The sequence below is a fragment of the Streptomyces malaysiensis subsp. samsunensis genome (genome assembly GCF_024519315.1).
GTDB lineage: Bacteria > Actinomycetota > Actinomycetes > Streptomycetales > Streptomycetaceae > Streptomyces > Streptomyces malaysiensis.
In genome coordinates this window covers 1-16786 of the sequence record NZ_JANIIC010000099.1, presented here as the reverse complement: position 1 = coordinate 16786, position 16786 = coordinate 1, and the positions used below count along the sequence as shown (strand labels likewise).

10 protein-coding genes are annotated in these 16786 nt (G+C 68.6%); 3 read left to right on the top strand and 7 right to left on the bottom strand.

The window, feature by feature from the left end:
• Window positions 1-68 precede the first annotated feature (68 nt).
• Genes ccrA through NQU54_RS44930 form a run of 7 tightly spaced genes read right to left on the bottom strand, consistent with a single transcriptional unit; the run spans window position 69 to window position 13648 of the window.
• Window positions 69-1421 carry a crotonyl-CoA carboxylase/reductase gene (gene ccrA / locus NQU54_RS44960; RefSeq protein ID WP_257636073.1) on the bottom strand — a complete coding sequence of 451 codons (1353 nt, stop codon included), beginning with the start codon at window positions 1419-1421 and terminating at the stop codon, window positions 69-71.
• A 10-nt stretch (window positions 1422-1431) separates the two neighbouring features.
• Window positions 1432-2268, bottom strand: coding sequence for an alpha/beta fold hydrolase (locus NQU54_RS44955; protein WP_257636072.1), 837 nt, complete (start codon window positions 2266-2268; stop codon window positions 1432-1434).
• Window positions 2268-2483, bottom strand: a complete 216-nt coding sequence (locus NQU54_RS44950) for an MbtH family protein (protein ID WP_257636071.1) — start codon at window positions 2481-2483, stop codon at window positions 2268-2270. The genes NQU54_RS44955 and NQU54_RS44950 overlap by 1 nt, the downstream gene beginning before the upstream one ends.
• Window positions 2484-2487: 4 nt before the next feature.
• The gene (locus NQU54_RS44945; protein WP_257636070.1) at window positions 2488-3753 is read right to left on the bottom strand and encodes a cytochrome P450; all 1266 of its coding nucleotides are present in this window, start codon (window positions 3751-3753) and stop codon (window positions 2488-2490) included.
• A 50-nt stretch (window positions 3754-3803) separates the two neighbouring features.
• A complete protein-coding gene (locus tag NQU54_RS44940; RefSeq protein ID WP_257636069.1) occupies window positions 3804-5594 on the bottom strand; it encodes a beta-ketoacyl synthase N-terminal-like domain-containing protein in 1791 nt (596 codons plus the stop codon).
• Window positions 5595-5639: 45 nt separating this feature from the next.
• Window positions 5640-7508 carry a non-ribosomal peptide synthetase gene (locus tag NQU54_RS44935; RefSeq protein ID WP_257636068.1) on the bottom strand — a complete coding sequence of 623 codons (1869 nt, stop codon included), beginning with the start codon at window positions 7506-7508 and terminating at the stop codon, window positions 5640-5642.
• A complete protein-coding gene (locus tag NQU54_RS44930; RefSeq protein ID WP_257636067.1) occupies window positions 7505-13648 on the bottom strand; it encodes a type I polyketide synthase in 6144 nt (2047 codons plus the stop codon). The genes NQU54_RS44935 and NQU54_RS44930 overlap by 4 nt, the downstream gene beginning before the upstream one ends.
• Window positions 13649-14033: 385 nt before the next feature.
• Between NQU54_RS44930 and NQU54_RS44925 the strand changes: the two genes are divergently transcribed.
• The 3 genes from NQU54_RS44925 (at window position 14034) to NQU54_RS44915 (ending at window position 16639) form a co-directional block, all read left to right on the top strand.
• Window positions 14034-14906 carry an SCO6745 family protein gene (locus tag NQU54_RS44925; protein ID WP_257636066.1) on the top strand — a complete coding sequence of 291 codons (873 nt, stop codon included), beginning with the start codon at window positions 14034-14036 and terminating at the stop codon, window positions 14904-14906.
• Between the two features lie 210 nt (window positions 14907-15116).
• Window positions 15117-15971 carry a proteasome subunit beta gene (gene prcB / locus NQU54_RS44920; RefSeq protein ID WP_257636065.1) on the top strand — a complete coding sequence of 285 codons (855 nt, stop codon included), beginning with the start codon at window positions 15117-15119 and terminating at the stop codon, window positions 15969-15971.
• Between the two features lie 188 nt (window positions 15972-16159).
• On the top strand, window positions 16160-16639 hold the full coding sequence (locus NQU54_RS44915) for a TrmO family methyltransferase domain-containing protein (protein ID WP_257636064.1): 480 nt from the start codon (window positions 16160-16162) through the stop codon (window positions 16637-16639).
• Window positions 16640-16786 lie beyond the last annotated feature (147 nt).

Here is a 16786-nt window from a genome sequence, read left to right as displayed (position 1 = left end):
CGCTGTCATGAGCGGTGCTCCGCACATGACAGCGGCCATCGGGTCGTGATCTCCGCGAAGCCCGGCCCTCAGTTGGCTCCGGGACCGGGGGTGAAGCCTCGCAGCGGGTTGAGCCGGTCCTCTCCGATGCGCTCGCGCAGCTCGGGGTCCGTCACCCCGAGGCCGGTGTGCGGTGCCATGCACAGCACGGCGATCTTGCCGATCTGCTGGTTGGTCTGTACGAGACGGCACCCCTGTGCGGCTTCGGCCAACGGGTACACGGCCGACATGGTCGGCACAATGTGTCCCAGCTCGAACAACTTGTTGGCGTCCCACTGCTCCTGAAGGTTGGCGATGTGGCTGCCGACGATCTTCTTGAGGCGCATCCAGAGGTAGCGGTTGTCGAAGGTGTGCTGGTATCCGGCACTCGATCCACAGGTCACGACGGTTCCGCCGCGCCGAGCCACGAACACGGAGATGCCGAACGTGGAGCGGCCGATGTGCTCGAACACGATGTCGGGTTCGCGGCCGACGCGTTCCTTGACGAGCTTGCCGAGGCTCACCCCCGCCTGGATCACTTGCTTGGGATCGTCGGCCAGGTCATCGGTGATGCCCAGCTCGTGACGGTTGATCACGACCTCACAACCGAGGGCGCGCACCGCCTCGGCCTTGCGTTCGGACCCCACGACGGCCACCGGGATGCCACCGCCGTTGCGTACGAACTGGATCGCGTAGCCGCCCAGTCCGCCTGCCGCGCCCCAGATCAGTACGACGTCGCCCTGCTTCATCCGGGCCCCGCGGTCGCTGACGAGCATGCGGTAGGCCGTTCCGGCACACAGGGGGTTGCTCGCGGCCTCCTCCCAAGTCAGGTGCGCGGGTTTGGGGATCAGCTGGGTGGCCCTCACGACGGTGTACTCGGCGAGCGCACCGAAGTTCGTCTCGAACCCCCAGGCCTTCTGGTCGCTGCCGAGCATGCCGTCCGCATGTGTGGCGGGGTCCTGGTCGTCCACGTAGGCCGGGCTGACCACGGCATGGTCGCCCACCTTCCAGCGCCGTACGCCAGAGCCCGTGCGCACGATCACACCGGCGCAGTCCGAACCGATCACGTGGTACGGCAGGTTGTGCCGCTCGGCCCAACCGCCTTGCTTGGCCACCTGTTTCAGATAACGGAAGCTCGGCATCGGCTCGAACATGGCCGACCATACGGTGTTGTAGTTGACGGAGCTGGCCATCACCGCGACCAGGACCTCGTCCGGCGCCAGCTCCGGCAGCGGGACATGACCGAGCCGCAGCGACTTGCGGACGTCCTTGTCGGTCACGTCGTCGAACATGGTGACGTCCTCGGCCCGCAGATGCAGGGCCAGGTACTCCTCGGGCAGCGGTGCACTCGCGATCTCAGCGGCCGACGCGCCACTCAGTACGGCTTCGGACAACAGGCTCATGCTCGTCTCCTCATGGCGTGCGTACGCTTTTCCAGGCGCGGGCGCCATTGCCCGCGAAGTGCCTCAGGATGATCTTGTTGACGGTGTCCGGCCGCTCCAGATAGCCGAAGTGTCCGGCGTCCTCGACGAGGTCGAACGTGGCGTGCGGGATGCTTTCGGCGAGGGCCCGGCCGAAGCGCGGCGGGGCGATCAGGTCGTGCGCGAACGAGACCACATGGCACGGCACCCTGATCCGGGCGTAGGCCGCTCGACGGTCGGGCATCGGCTGCAGCGCGAGTTGCGCACGGACCCCTGGTCCGTCGGGCGGGGCGAGCAGGAACAGCGCGAGCCAGTCCTGGATCGCGGTCTGGTCGTCCATCGTGGTGGGCGACAGCATCTGTGTCGCACGCACCGCCGCCCGGTACGACGGCGGCAGCTCCACGCCTGAGTCGGCCAGTTCGATCTCGGACGTGGCCAGTCGCGCCCGCAGCGTGTCGGGGTGCGCGCGGCTGGCCATCAGCACGGCCTGCCGGATCAGTTCAGGTCTGCGGAGGGCGAGTTCCTGCACGGCGTACGCGCCCATGGACGTGCCGACCAGCCGTACCGGAGCCAGGCCGAGGTGTTCGATCAGCCCGGCCAGATCGGCGGCCAGGTCGTCGGCCGTGAACCCGTCGGCGCACTCGTCCGTGGGCGGAATCCCCCGGTTGTCGTAGACGCACACCTGGTAGCCCGCCGCGACGAGGTCCGGCCCCTGGTGCAGCAGCCACGACTGTCCCGAGGCTCCCGCCCCGCTGACGAGCACGACCGGCTCGCCCCGGCCGTGCACCTCGTAGGACAGCCTGATCCCGTTGACGGAGGCGAACGGCATTACCGCCCGGCCCCGGACCCGGCCTGCTCGGCCGGTCCCAGCCGAGTCCAGTGCGACTCGACGTACTCCAGCGCGCTCTCCCGGTCGGTCGCGGCCAGAGCGACGCGCCAGCCGGCCGGTACGTCCAGGAACGGCCGCCACACGGCGTGCTGGCCGTGGTCGTCGACGACCACCAGCCATTCGCCGCCGTCGGGGTCGAAGGGGCTGCCGGTCATCGGATCACCTCTCCGCGCTGTCGTGGCGGGACAGTCCCGCATGGTCCGGGAAGAACCGCACCGGCAGGCTGGAGAAGCCGGTGAGAAGGTTGGAGCGGATCCGTGGTGCGTCGCCGATCCGCTCGAATCCCGTGGTGAGGTCCCGCAGGGCCATGAGCAGTTCGGAGATCTCGATCTTGGCGAGGTATGAGCCGACGCAGTAGTGGGGCCCGTAGCCGAACGAGATCTGCCTGTTGGGGGTACGCCTCAGGTCGAACACCTGCGGCCGGTCGAATACGCGCTCGTCCCGGTTGGCGGCGGCGTGCCACAGGGTCACGATGTCATTCACGCCGATACGGACCCCGCGGATCTCGGTGTCCCTCACCGCCGTCCTGCCGAAGTGCATCGACGGGGACGCCCAGCGCAGCACCTCGTCGACGGCCGTGTCGATCGCGCACTCCCCGTTCTTCAGCAGCCGCCACTGCTCCGGATGCGCGGCGAGGGTGTACACACTGTCGATCATGGACAGTCGGCTGGTCTCGTCACCGCCGATGATCAGGCTGTAGCAGTTGAGGACGATGTCCTCGTCGCTCAGCGGTTCGCCGGCGACCACGCTGTCCACGAGAACGCTGATGAGATCCTCGCCCGGTGCCTTCCGCCGCTGCTCGACGAGGTCCTGGAAGTAGAGCAGGATCTCGTTGCGGGCCATGGCCGACTCGACCTCGTCGGCGTCGGCGTCATCGGCGCTCAACGCCGCCTTCGTCTGCGCCAGGAGGAAGTCGCGGTCGCTTTCGGGTACGCCGAGCAGGTTGGAGATGGTGGTCATCGGGATGCGGCTGGCGATGTCGAGGGCGAAGTCGCAGTCACCGCGGGCGACCGCTTCTCGGATCAGGTGACGCGTATTGGCGCGGACCGCCGCGGCTACGGGCCCCAGCGTGCGCGGCCCCAGGGATTTCAGCATGATCTTGCGCAGCTGTTCGTGACGTGGACCGTCGGTGACGGCGAGCATTCTGCCCGCTCCCACGTCGCCGCCCTCCAGGAGAGTCACGAGCACGTTTCCGCGCTCGGAGGTGAAGTTGGTGTCGTCGCGGTAGACGGCCATGATGTCGTCGTGCCGCGTCAGCACCCAGAAACCTCGGCGATGTCTGGTCGCCTGGTTCCAGTGGACGGGCCGGGTGTCCCTCAGCATGCGCCAGAACTCGGAGAGGTCGTGATCGGCGAACGTGGCGGGATCGGCCAGGTCGATCGTGTCAGGGTCCAGCGTGTCGGCAGCAGCCTCTGTGGAGTTCATTCCAGTGCTCCGGCTGATCGGGTCGGTATGAGGATCGGCTTGGCCGGCGGTCACCAGTCGGTCCGCCAGAAGCGCCTGCGCTCAAACGGGTAGGTCGGCAGCGGCACTCGATGACTGCGCTCCCCTTCGTGGAGGGCGGCGAAGTCCACTCGCTCGCCCTCCACGAAGGCCTGGGCAAGCCGGAACAGCGTCTGCTCGCTGCGGGCTTCCGCGCCCGTGTTCGGCGCGAGTCCGTCGTCGGTGCGCTGGAACCCGGACACGTCCGCGCTCCGCGCCCCGCCGTCGGCCGCTACCAGGCTTCCGGTTGCGGTCGAGAGCGCCGTGGCCAGCTCCTCCTTGGTCCTGACCACGGCCGCCCAGCGTCGAGCCATGATGCGACGCCCCAGGTTGAGGCTGAAGCAGATGTCGTCGAGCCGCGCGTCGGGGTGCCGGTCGATCCACTCCCGCAGTTCCGTGCGCTTCCTGGCCAGGGCCCGGTCGTCGAGCGCGGACAGGATCGCGATACGGGGTGCCGCGGTCCCGGGTTCCCGCGTGGACGGAGCCGGGGGCTCCTCCAGCACGAGGTGCGCGTTGTAGCCGCCGCCGCCCAACGCGGTGATGCCTGCACGCCGGATACCGCTCTCCGGCTCCCAGTGCGCCGCTTCCAACTGCGGGACGAACGGTGTGCTGGGGAAGTCGATGTCCTCGTTGATCTCCGTCAGATTGATCGTGGGCGCCAGCGTCCGGTGGTACAGCGCGAAGGCCGCCTTGACCGCGCCGGACCCACCCGCCGCCACTCCCGCGTGGCCGATGTTGCCCTTGACCGAGCCGATGGAGCACGTCCCGGTCTGCTTGCCGAAGGCCATGTGCGCCGCGCGGACCTCCAACTCGTCGGTGATCGGGAGTCCGAACCCGTTGGCCTCGTACATGGACACGGTGTCCGGGGCGACACCGCCGACGTGCATGGCGTTGGCTATGCAGGCGCTGAGTCGCTCCGGTTGCGCGAAGCCGTACGACACCGCGCTGGCGCCGTTGTTGTTGGTGGCCGATCCCTTCACCGTCGCGTAGATGTGATCGCGGTCCGCGATCGCCTGCTGGAGCGGTTTGAGCAGGAACGTCGCGACGCCGCTGGCGAGCCTCGATCCCGTGCCCTTCGCGTCGAACGGACGGCAGTGCCCGTCCCTCGACATGATCCGGCCCTCCTCCCACAGGTAACCCCGCCGGTGGGGCAGCCGGACCATCACTCCGCCGGCGATGGCCATGTCCGTCTGGCCGAGCAGGAGTGACTGGCAGGCGAGGTGCACCGAGTAGTGGAACCCGGAGCACACCGCCGTCAACGTGACCGCCTCGCCGGTCAGCCCGGTGTAGAAGAGGGCGTTGGAGGTCATCGTGTCGGGGAACCAGGCGTTGCTGCGGTCCATCACCTCGGGACCGACCGAAACCCAGTCGGGGGGGGAACTGTACAGCGCAGGAGTCAGCGGGTTGCCTCCCGCGTAGATCCCCACTTCCCCCCGGACACGGTCCGGGTCGTAGCCCGCGTCCTCCAGCACTTCCCACACGCTCTCCAGGAAGATGCGGTGTTCCGGCGTCATCATCGTCGCCATGCGGTCGGATATGCCGAAGACCGAGGGATCGAACTCGTCGTAGCCGTCCAGGGTGGCGCACGCCCTGACGTATGCGGGGTTGTTCACAAGTGCCTGGTCCACCTCGATCTCGTGCTTGTCGAGGAAGGTGATGGACTCCCGTCCGTTGACCAGGTTGTCCCAGAACTGCTCCTTGCCGCGTGCGCCGGGATAGCGGCACGCGATGCCGATGATCGCGACGTCGCTCTGGTCGTATTCCCGCTCAATGGTTTCGTTCATCAGCCTCAAGGCCTCCAACAGGCATGGGGTTCGCTCAGGACCGGCTCAGTTGCCGATGGGCCGGACTCGGCCCCGCACCGCGGAGCGGCGGGCCGCGGCACGGCGCCGTGCCTCTTCGACCGCCTCGGGGGCGGCGTCGCTGTCGTCGTCCAGCCACCGGCCGAGCGCCGAGATGTCACGGAAGCGGAAAAGGTCCGACACCCCGACTCGCCTGCCGAACCGCTGGCTCAGCCGCTTGGCCAGCCGCACCAGCAGCAGAGAGTTCCCGCCGAGGTCGTAGAAGGTGTCGCGTACGCCGATGGTCCCCGGCTCACGGCCGAGGAGTTCGGCCCAGATCTCCGTCAGCGCCGATTCCGTCGGAGTGCCGGCCGGTTGGATGGGAGCCGACGTGGCGGGCGCCGGCGGATCGGGCAGGGCGGTCCGGTCGAGCTTGGCGTTCGGGGACAGCGGCAGGGCGGACAGGAACACGACCGTCTCCGGGATCATGTAGTCCGGCAGCGCCGTGTCCAGCCGGCCGGTGATGCGCGCCTGGAGGGAGGCATCGAGCCACGGTCCGGTCGCGCTCGCCCCTGACTGCCCCCTGTCGCCCTCCGGCACGATGTACGCCACGAGTGAGCCGGCGTCCGCCTGCCCCTCGGCCGTGCGTACGGCGACGGCCGCCTCCAGCACCTCGGGAAGGTCTCCCAGCCGCGCCTCGATCTCCTCCAGCTCGATGCGGTATCCGCGCACCTTCACCTGATGGTCCGCACGCCCGACGAACTCGAGTTCCCCACCGGGCAGGTACCGGGCGATGTCGCCCGTGCGGTACATGCGTTCCCCGACCAGATGCGGATCGGGTACGAACCGCTGCGCCGTGGTGCGCGGCCGGTTCACATAGCCCCAGGCCAGGCCCGCTCCGCCGAGATACAGCTCGCCGGTCTCTCCCTCCGGCACCGGCCGCAGCCCGTCGTCCAGGACGTACAGCCGGGCGGTCAGCGAGGGCGTGCCGATCGACGGCTCGCCCGGCTCGTCCGGTGGGACCAGTTTGAAGGTGCAGAAGACCGTCCCCTCTGTGGGGCCGTATCCGTTGAAGACCCGGTCCGCGTTCGTCTCGCGGTAGACCCGGTCGACGACTCGCCGCCGTACCGCCTCCCCGCCGAGCACCACCGTCCGCAGTTTCGGCGGCAGCCCGCCGGCGTCGAGCAGGCTGGTCACCACGGAAGGCGTGGTGTTGAGGTGCGTGATGCGGTCAACGTGCGGGCTCTCGGGAATGTGGACCGCGCTCTCCACCAGGACCACGGCGCCACCGCGGGAGAGCGGCGCGAAGATCTCCATGACCGACAGGTCGAAGCAGATGGAGCTCACGGCCGCGACACCGCTGAGGTCGCATCCGGCGAAGATCCGATCCACCTCGGACAGCATGGCCGCACAGCTGCTGTTCCGGATGGGCACGCCCTTCGGCTGCCCGGTCGAACCGGACGTGTAAATTACATAAGCCGTGTCGCGGGGAAGGCTCGCCACCGGGGTCGCACCGGGCTCCGTCGTGACAGTGTCGCCGAGGACCAGCACGGTGGGACCCTGCGGACAACTGGCCCGGGAGGCGGGTGTGGTCAGCAGCAGCCGGGTCCCGCTGTCGTCCGCCATGAAGCGCAGCCGCTCGGTGGGGTACTTCGGGTCGAGCGGTACGTAGCCCGCCCCCGAGCGCAGGATCCCCAGGATGCCGACGAGAAGGCTCGGGGTGCGCTCGACGCAGATCCCGACGGGCACTCCGGGACCTGTGCCCTCAGAGATCAGCCGGTCGGCCAGCAATTGCGACTGCCGGTCGAGTTCCCCGTACGTCATCACCCCCGCGTCGGAGAAGATCGCCGGCGCGCCGGGATTTCTCGACGCGTGCTCCAGGAACCGGCTGTGCAGTGTGTCGGCCGCGGGCTTCACAGATCCGCTCCCTTCGGCCGGGAGGCCAGTGTGAGGCGCTCAAGTGGCCGTTGGGGGTGGTCGATCGCCTGGAAGAGTACGGAGCGGAAGTGCTCCAGCATCGTCGTCACGGTCTCCCTTTCCAAGAAGCTCGGCTTGTACTGGACCTGGCCGACCACCTCGCCGGAGACGTCACCCATCGTGATCTCCAGGTCGAACTTCGCGATGCGCCGCTCAAGGGGAAGCGGGACGAGAGGCAGGGCACCGGATGCCTGAACCGGCTCGCCGACACCGTGGAAGAGGGTGTTGGCATAGGTGAACGCGTCACCGGAAAGCCAGTTGACGGCGAAGTCGAACCAGGGCGAACGGCCGTCGGCCCGCGGCGGGTTGAGCTTCGACACCAGCAGGTCGAAGGGGTAGTCCATGTGTTCCAGCAGACCGCGCGAGAATGCGTGGACTTCGTGCAGCAACTCGCGGAAGCTCCGGTCGCCGGACGGCCGGCCGCGTACGAGCGCCGTGTTGAGGTAGTAGCCCACAGCGGATTCGCGGCCCGCTTCGCCGCGCTGGGCGATGGCCGTGGCGAGCACGGAGTCCTCGACACCCGCCACACGGTTGAGCGTCGCGAAGAAACCCGCCATCACGAGGCTGCTGGGGGAAACTCCCTCGCGCACCGCGAACTCCTTCAGCCGACGGGCCTCGTCGCGGTTCCACCGGAACGTCAGGTCCTCCCCGGCGTAGTCGATGCCGGGGGGCCGCTTCGCGACCTGGCGCCCGGCGACCGGTGTCCCCATCTCGGCCGGACGGGGCAGGTCAAGGTGCGCAGGTGGTGCCGCCAGCTGCTCCGACCACCAGCCCAGCGCCGCGTCGGCGGCGGTGCTGTTGAGCCACGCGCGCTCCCACTCGACGAAGAGCGTGTACGGGGTCACCGGATCCTGAGTGGGCAGGTTTCCGCGCCTCGCGCGCTCGTAGAACTGCTGAAGGTCGTGTATGACGATGTCGACGGACGTGGCGTCGGCGGCGATGTGATGGATGACGAGCAGCACGTGATGGTCCTCGTCTCCCCGGGACATCAACACGGCCCGCAGGACGGGGCCCTGGTCGAGGTCGAGCGGGCGATGTCCGTGCGCCGCCAGTTCCCCGCGCACCGCTTCGTCGTCGAGCCCCGTGGCGTCGACGGACACGAACTCGTACACGGGTTCGTCCAGGATCAGCTGATACGGCCGCACACCCGTTTGGACGAAGACAGTGCGCAGAGCGGGGTGCCGCTCCACGACGGCTCGCACGGCCTGTTCCAGGGCCGGCTCGTCCACCGCGGCGGTGACCCGCGCGCCGAACATGAGGTTGTAGGCGACTCCCTCGGGCGACAGCTGCTGCATGAACCAGATGGACGCCTGACCGTGTCCGGCGGGCGCCAGGTCGAAGGGCAGCTCGTGGTCGGGCGAGGCCACGATCGCGCGCGCTGAAGCCTCGCCCTCGGCGCTGTCCGCATCGTCCGCGGGATCCAGCAGCCCTCTCGCGATGAGCTCCTCCACCAGCTCTTCCACGTCCATGTCCGTCAGCTCCTCGGCGATTGATGCCCGGCCCAGGGCCTCGGTTGGCGTCGTGTCGTCCGAGGCCGGCTCCGGCGTCCGACCGACGAGTTCCAGGACGCGGTCGAGGAGTTCGCGCACCGTACGGTCATCGATGAACTCCACCGGCGAAACACGGCGGCCGAAGAGTGTCTGCATCCTGTTGCTCAGACGGATGGCCAGCATGGAGTCCAGCCCGAAGTCCCGCAGCCGCGACTCGGGGCCGAACTTCGCGGGCGGCACCCCGAGCATGTCGGCGATCTCACCGAGGACCACGTCCCGCGGCGGGCGGGGGGACGGGGTTTGCTCCAGGACCGCGCCACCCGCCGCCGGCTGCTCCGGTGTCCCGGCCGAGGGGGCGGCCGCCGGGCGGCCACGGACCGTCGTGTCGAGCCAGTAGCGCTCCTTCTGCCAGCGCACGAGAGGTGTCTCAACCACCTGGGCGTTCGCGGGGTACAACGTGTCCAGCTTCAGTGGCATACCCTGGGCGAACAGGGAGGCGACGGAGCCCAGTACGTTCCGGATGTCGCTCTTACGCCGGTTCAGGGAGTCGACGACCTGGATCCGGGCTCCGCGCGCGAGCGCAGTCTCCTCGATGGCTCCGCGCAGGGTGCCGTGGGGGCTGATTTCGACGAAGGTGTCGATGCCGTCCTCGACGAGTGCCGCGACGGTCGGGGAGAACCGCACCTGGTTGCGGAGGTTGTGTGCCCAGTAGTCCGCGTCGGGGTGTGGGTTCACCACGCCGTCGAGCGCCGTCGAGTGGAACGCCGTGTTGAACGGCAGAGGTGTGATGTCCTTGAGCGCCGCACGGAGGTCCGGGAGCAGAGGGTTCATGAGCGCGCTGTGGCCGGGCCGGTCGATCCGGACGGAGCGCGTCGGTATGCCCGCATTCCGCAGGTCCGCCTCCAGAGCACCGATCGCCTCGGGTGTTCCCGAAACGGCCATGCTGGTAGGACTGTTCACCGCGGCCACCGCCACCTGGTCCCCGTACGGCGCGAGGTAGGCGGCGATGCCCTCCTCCGGCGGCTCGACGGAGATCATGGCGCCCTCGCGGGCCTTGTGCTGGATCAGGTGTGAACGGACGGCGGTCACCCGAGCCCCGTCCTCGAGCGAGAGCGCGCCGCCCACACAGGCGGCGGCCACCTCGCCGATGCTGTGGCCGACGAGCGCCGCCGGTTCGACACCGAGGTCGGTCCACAGCCGTGCCAGCGAGACCTGGAGGGCGAACAGCACTGGTTGCTGGATGTCGGTCTCATCCAGTCGCGATGTCTCCGCGGGGGCCGCGAGTTCACCGAGAACCGACCAGCCGACCACCGTGCGCACGACCGCGTCGCACTCCTCCATCCGCTCCCGGAAACCGGCGTGCCGGGCCAGCAGCTCCCGCCCCATGCCCGGCCAGTGCGTGCCGCCTCCGGAGAAGACGAACGCGATCCGCCCGCCGCCGCTGCCGACGACCGTGCCCCTGGCGATATCGGGGTGCAGTTCCCCGGTGCTCACCCGGGCGAGCCCGTCGAGCACGTCCTGCCGGTCGCGCGCCAGGAGGGAGACGCGATGGTTCAGCGGGGTACGCCTCGTTGCGAGGGTGTACGCGAGGTCGGACACCCGGCTGCCGGGGTCGCGTTCGACGTGGTTGGACAGTTCGCGGCAGGTGTCCAGCAAGGCGGCGGCGGAGTGGGCGGACACCGGGAGGAGATGCACTCCTTCCTCCCGCCGGGAGGCACGGTCGGCACCGATGACCGCTCCTGGCCGTCCTCGGGTGAGATGCCGCCCGTGCACCCCGGAGAGGAAGGAGGAGTCGATCACGGGGTGCCCGGCGGCGTGGAGCTCGCCCAGAGAAGAGAGCAGGCTCCAGGCCTCGTCGGTGCCGCGCTGGAGCGAGGGGAGGCAGGAAATCGGGCTCTTCGCGAGGCTCTCCCGCACGGGCTTCAGCAGCACGGGGTGAGGGCTGAGCTCGATGATGACGTCGACGTCGTGCTCCGCCAGCGTTTGCACAGCGCTCATGAGCCTGTTCGGACGCCGGACGTTCTGTGTCCAGTAGTCCGGCCCTAGCGTGTCGCCGGCGATCGCCTCCCCGGTGACGGTGGAGATCAGCGGGATCCGCGACCGCCTCGGAGTGATCCCTTCGAGCCCGGCCCTCAGAGGGGCCAGGACCGGGTCCACCAGCGGGGAGTGCGCGGCGTATCCCATGCGCACCCGGTGGCTGACGACGCCCGTCTCGGCGAACCGCTCGGCCAGCTCTTGGAGTACTGCCGACTCCCCGGACACCGAGGTGGACACGGGACTGTTGTAACCGGACACCGTGACGTCACCGTCGAACGTCGCCAGCAGGTCCTTGACGGTGTCGGCGTCCGCGCCGGCCACCAGGCTGTCCCCCCGGCCCACGGCCAACTGCTGGACGAGCCTTGCGTGGTGCGCCACCAGCAAAGTCGCGTCATCGAAGTCGAGCGCCCCGGCGATGTGGGCGGCGGCGAACTCCCCGACGCTCTGGCCGAGCACGAGGTCGGGTTCGACCCCCAGAGACCGCCAGGCGTCGGCGAGAGCGATCTGGATGGCGAACAGCAGGGGCTGGACGACCTCCATGTCGTCGAGCCGGGCGTGTTCCTCGTCCGCGAGCAACTGGTCGACCATGGAGAATCCGAGCAGGTCCCGCAGCCTGACGTCCACGCGCAGCAACGAGGCGCGGAACGCCGGCATCGCGGGGAGCAACTGCCTGCCCATACCCAGCCACTGCGAGCCGGTACCGGAGCACAGGAAGGCCACCTTCGGCCTGCTCGTCTCACTGTGTCCCGCGGCGAGCCCCGGGAACGGGCGGTCCGCGGTGAACGCCTCCAACTGCTCGCGCAGTTCCCTGAGGCTGCGCGCGGCGGCCGCGAGCCGGTACGGGCCGTCGCCGCGGGTGTCGAGCGCTTGCCGGGAGAGGGCCGCCACGTCCGTCGTGGTCTCGTTCGCCAGCTCCGCGAGGAGTTCGGCCGCCCGGTCGGACAGCGCCTGAGGGGAGTTTTCGGCCAGCAGCAGGAGGGACCCGCCCGGGTACGGCAACTCCTCGGCGACCACGTGGCAGTTGGTACCGCCGAACCCGAAGGCGCTGACGCCGGCGCGGCGCGCGTCCGACCTGCGTGGCCACGCGGTGGTCCGCTCCTGGACCCTCAGGTTCGCTTCGGCGAACGGGATCTGGGGGTTGGGACTGCTGTAATGCAGGCTGGCCGGCAGGACACCGTTGCGCAGGGAGAGAGCCACCTTGACGAGTCCGGCGACGCCCGCCGCGGGTTCCAGGTGCCCGATGTTGGTTTTCACCGAGCCGATCCGCAGGACCTCGTCGGGGCTGCGGTCACGACCGAGCACGGCCCCGATGGCCTTCGCCTCGATCGGGTCCCCCAAGGGCGTACCGGTCCCGTGGCACTCCACATAGTCGACCAGGGACGGGGAGATGCCCGCCCGCTGGTACGCGGCGTGCAGGAGGGCTTCCTGCGCGAGGGGGTTGGGAGCGGTGAGCCCGTTGCTCAGGCCGTCATTGTTGACGGCGCTGCCGCGTATGAGGCAATAGACGGGCAGGCCACGCTCCAGCGCCACGCGCAGGGGAGCGAGGACGACCACTGCCGCGCCCTCGGCCCGGACGGTGCCATCGGCCCGGGCGTCGAAGGTCTTGCACCGGCCGTCGGAGGAGAGCGCGCCGGTCTCGCCCATGGCACGGAAGTGATCCGCGAAGAAGTTCAGGTTGACCCCGCCGGCCAGGGCGAGTTCGCTCTCCCCGGCCCGGATCGCCTGGCAGGCGAGATGGACCGCGACGAGCGAGGACGAGCAGGCCGTGTCGACGGCCATACTGGGTCCCTGCAACCCCAGGACGTAGGAGACGCGGTTGGCGATGATGCTGTCATGCGTCCCGGTCGCCGTGTGGGGCCCGATGCCGTCCCGCGAGCCCGTCTGGTGGGCCATCGCCGCGTAGTCGCTCCAGCTCGATCCCATGAAAACGCCGGTGTCGCTCCCGACGAGTCCCCCGGGCGGAACGCCGGCATCCTCCAGGGCCTCCCACGCCAGCTCCAGCACCAGGCGCTGCTGGGGATCCATGGCGGTGGCCTCGCGCGGTGAGATACCGAAGAAGAGCGGGTCGAACAGGTCGATGCCGTCGAGGTACCCGCCCCAGAGGGGCAGGGCGCCGTCGCCGTCGCCTTCCGACCACTGCCGCCGCAGCGGCGGTACCGTCCCCACGGCGTGTGTGCCGTCGACAAGGAGCCGCCAGTACGACTGAGGGTCGGGTGCGCCCGGAAGCCTGCACCCGACGCCGACGAGCGCGATGGGTTCCAGCGGATCGGGTGTCCGGGTGAGGCGTCGCTTCCGGTCCGTGCCGGGACCGGTAGCCGCTGTGTGCGGGCCCCGGGCCAGTGCGCGGCACAGCCCCTCAAGGGTCGGGTGGTCCCAGATCATCGTGATGGGGACGGTCCGGCCGAGAAACGCCGACAGGGCAGAAACGAGCGCTGTCGCCTTCGAAGAATCCAGTCCGTACCGGTGGAGAGGGGCCCACCGGTCCACTTCGTCCCGGGACATACCCAATGTTTCCGTGATCCGAGATAGAAGGAATTCCCTGATCTTATGCATGCTGTGCGGACTGGACTCAACAGGCATATCTCTTCCATGGTTTTTCAAACGCAGCGGAAGGGACCGGCAGAGCCGACTGACACTGCGTGGACGACTGTCATCGTGGCAATGGGCATCGCCAGGAACGCCACGCCAACTCTTCCCAGTGACAGGTCCCGGTTCAAGCACATTTTGTCGATGCACTGGACCACCTCACGCGATACGGGAGGCCGTGGCCCTGGATTCGGCTCGGCTCGGGGTACTTGACAGCAGGCAATGACCCTGAATAGATGAATACCCGCAAGGATTTGCCATCTTCAAGGGGGTGCGTAGCGGGTCCCGGGATTGACTTCCTTGAAATGGTGCTCGTTTGTGCATACCGATGGGACTGGGGCAGGAGTTTGACGTGTCGCGAGATATGTGGGCGCGGTTCGAGGCGTACTACGACGTCATCTACGCGCCCGAGGTGCGTACGGCGGCCAAGGCGCTCGGCTGCAAGGGCGGGTGGATGGCCTACTTCGCATTGCGTGCCGCTCCGCTGGGCGCCGCCTCGCCCGACGTCGTGACGGCGGCCTTCTTCAATTTCCACCCGGAGATGGTGGCGAGGGCACTGCCCGACGCGTGGACCGTCGCAACCCCGGACCGATACCTCGACAGCCGGCTGGAAGTCGTGGACGCCGCCCTGCACCGGATGCTGGGGACTGATGTGAGGGATTTGACCGAGGCCGCCTCACTGGCCACCACGGCGGCTCAGCTCGCCCCGACGGGCGGCCGGGTGCTGGGCGCGGCCAACCAGGCGCTGCTCACGCCCTCCGAACCGCACTTGGCGCTGTGGCAGGCGTGTTCCACATTGCGCGAGTCACGCGGCGACGGCCATGTGGCGGCGCTTGTGGCCGTGGACCTGAGTCCGTGCGAAGCCCTTGTGCTGTTCACCGCGGACAAGGGCCTCGATCCCGCTTTCATGCGTCAGATGCGGGGCTGGTCGGAAGAGGAGTGGCGTGACGCGGAGGCCTCACTGACCGACCGGGGCCTGATCTCCGACGTGCTGACACCCGCCGGCCGCGGGCTCCGAGAGGAGATCGAACGCATGACGGACGCCGCGGCGGCGCGGCCGTGGCGGGCGCTGGGCTCCGACGGAACGGCGCGACTGCGGGAGTTGCTCACCCCGATCGCGCTGCGCATCAGCGACCAGAACGAGGGGATGCGTACCAACCCCATGGGGTTTGACGCGGACCAGGAACTGCAGCCACAGCCCGCTGGGCACGTCGACGGCGGCTGACGGGAACCGCTGTCGTGGAGCGTCGACGCCAGCGCTGGGAATTCCTTTTCCGCCGATTTCTGTCCGCCAGGCGGAGCCGGTGGTGCGCGTCGGCATGCGCTTCGGGCACGTACGGTCTCAAGCATGTCGGTGACGCGTTTTCCGTCCGCTCACTCATGGTAGAAGTTGGTCATGCTCGGGTAGTCCCGGCAAGTCGAGGAAGGTGAAGCAATGACCTGGAACGAGACCGGTGGCCGCTTGGGAGCGGAGTTCTTCACACCGGGGAGTTCTTCCTTCACCGAGTTCCTGGCCGCTCACCGTCCAGAGCTGCTGAGCACTCGTGGGCTCCTGCCGGAGGGGGTGCGGGCTGCCCCCGACCAAGTCCCGCACGGTACCACGGTGTTGGCCCTCACCTATCGGGACGGTGTGATGATCGCAGGCGATCGCCGGGCCACGATGGGCAACATCATCGCGCAGCGTGATCTGGAGAAGGTCCATCCCGCGGACGACTACACGGCTGTGGCCTTCGCGGGCAGTGTGGGCCTGGCGTTGGACATGGTGAAGCTCTATCAGGTCGAGCTGACGCACTTCGAGAAGATCGAAGGCGCGCCCATGACGCTCAACGGCAAGGCCACACGGCTGGCGAACGTGGTCCGCCAGAACCTGGGGCAAGCCATGCAGGGCCTGGCCATGGTGCCGCTGCTCGTCGGCTATGACGTCACGGCGCCCCAGCAGGAGGAGGGCCGCATCTTCGGATACGACGTCACCGGTGGGCCTTACGAGAAGACCGACTTCCACGCCGAAGGCTCCGGCTCCCCTTATGCCCGTGGCGCGTTGAAGAAGCTGTTCCACAAGGGCATGTCCCGGCGGGAAGCGGCGCTGGCCGCGCTGCAGGCCCTGTACGACGCCGCCGACGATGACTCGGCCACCGGCGGGCCCGACATCAGCCGCCGGATCTTCCCCATCCTGGCGGTCATCACCGAGGACGGTTTCGAGCGGCTGTCCGAGCAGCAGACCGAGGACCTCTGCCGCGAAATGATCCAGCAGCGTCGGAGCCAGCCCGATGGGCCGGTCGCCGTTCTGTGAGCAGCGCCCGGGGCAGTCTCAGCCCTGCGGCACGAAGCGGATCGACACAGACGCGGGGGCTCCGGCCGCGTGCGGTTCATGGCCCGGTCCGCTGCGGCCGGAAGGGGCAAAGGGCTCAGACCCGGTCCGCACTCCGGACCTGCACTCCGCGTCATGAAAGAGATCACGTCGAGAGACGGAGAACCACCATGACGCTGAAGATAGAGCCCGTGGGGAAAGTGGTCGGAGGCCACCAGGAGATCGGGGAAATATACTGGGGTGGCATCGATTCCATCATCCGTCTCGACCCCGGTTATCCCGTCGAGGTCATTCAAGGGCTCGATGAGTTCTCACACCTTGTCGTGACATGGCATTTCAGCCAGGCATCCCCGAGTGACGTGGTCCTCGGTACGCGAGAGCCGCGCGATGATCTGCGGTGGAGTTCGGCAGGAACGGGAACCTTCACACACAGAGACCATCGCCGCCCGAATCAGCTGGCCGTCAGCTTCCCGCGCCTGCTGAAGGTCGACGGTCTGGACTTGCACGTCACTGACCTTGACGCGATCGACGGTACGCCGGTGTATGACCTGGGACCATACTTCACGATCACAGGGCCTCAGGGGGACGTTCGTGAGCCTCACTGGCCCGCCGAGATGCTCAGGGATTACTGGGCGCTGTGGACGGTGTAGACACGGCCGCCGCACTGCGCTCCCACACGCTGCAGCAGGCACGGCCGGCATCGCTCGCCGTCTTGCCCGGGTCCGGGGTGAGTCGATCCGGTCGTGCAACTCGCGCAGTTCCTCGTGCCGTTCGGAGGCTGCCTCCGCGATGCGGCC

Excerpts from the sequence above, each read along its gene's own strand:
- NQU54_RS44945 (WP_257636070.1), bottom strand. The coding sequence starts at position 3,753 with ATGAACTCCACAGAGGCTGCTGCCGACACGCTGGACCCTGACACGATC.
- NQU54_RS44915 (WP_257636064.1), top strand. The coding sequence starts at position 16,160 with ATGACGCTGAAGATAGAGCCCGTGGGGAAAGTGGTCGGAGGCCACCAG.
- NQU54_RS44955 (WP_257636072.1), bottom strand. The coding sequence starts at position 2,268 with ATGCCGTTCGCCTCCGTCAACGGGATCAGGCTGTCCTACGAGGTGCAC.
- NQU54_RS44930 (WP_257636067.1), bottom strand. The coding sequence starts at position 13,648 with ATGCATAAGATCAGGGAATTCCTTCTATCTCGGATCACGGAAACATTG.
- ccrA (WP_257636073.1), bottom strand. The coding sequence starts at position 1,421 with ATGAGCCTGTTGTCCGAAGCCGTACTGAGTGGCGCGTCGGCCGCTGAG.
- prcB (WP_257636065.1), top strand. The coding sequence starts at position 15,117 with ATGACCTGGAACGAGACCGGTGGCCGCTTGGGAGCGGAGTTCTTCACA.
- NQU54_RS44940 (WP_257636069.1), bottom strand. The coding sequence starts at position 5,594 with ATGAACGAAACCATTGAGCGGGAATACGACCAGAGCGACGTCGCGATC.
- NQU54_RS44950 (WP_257636071.1), bottom strand. The coding sequence starts at position 2,483 with ATGACCGGCAGCCCCTTCGACCCCGACGGCGGCGAATGGCTGGTGGTC.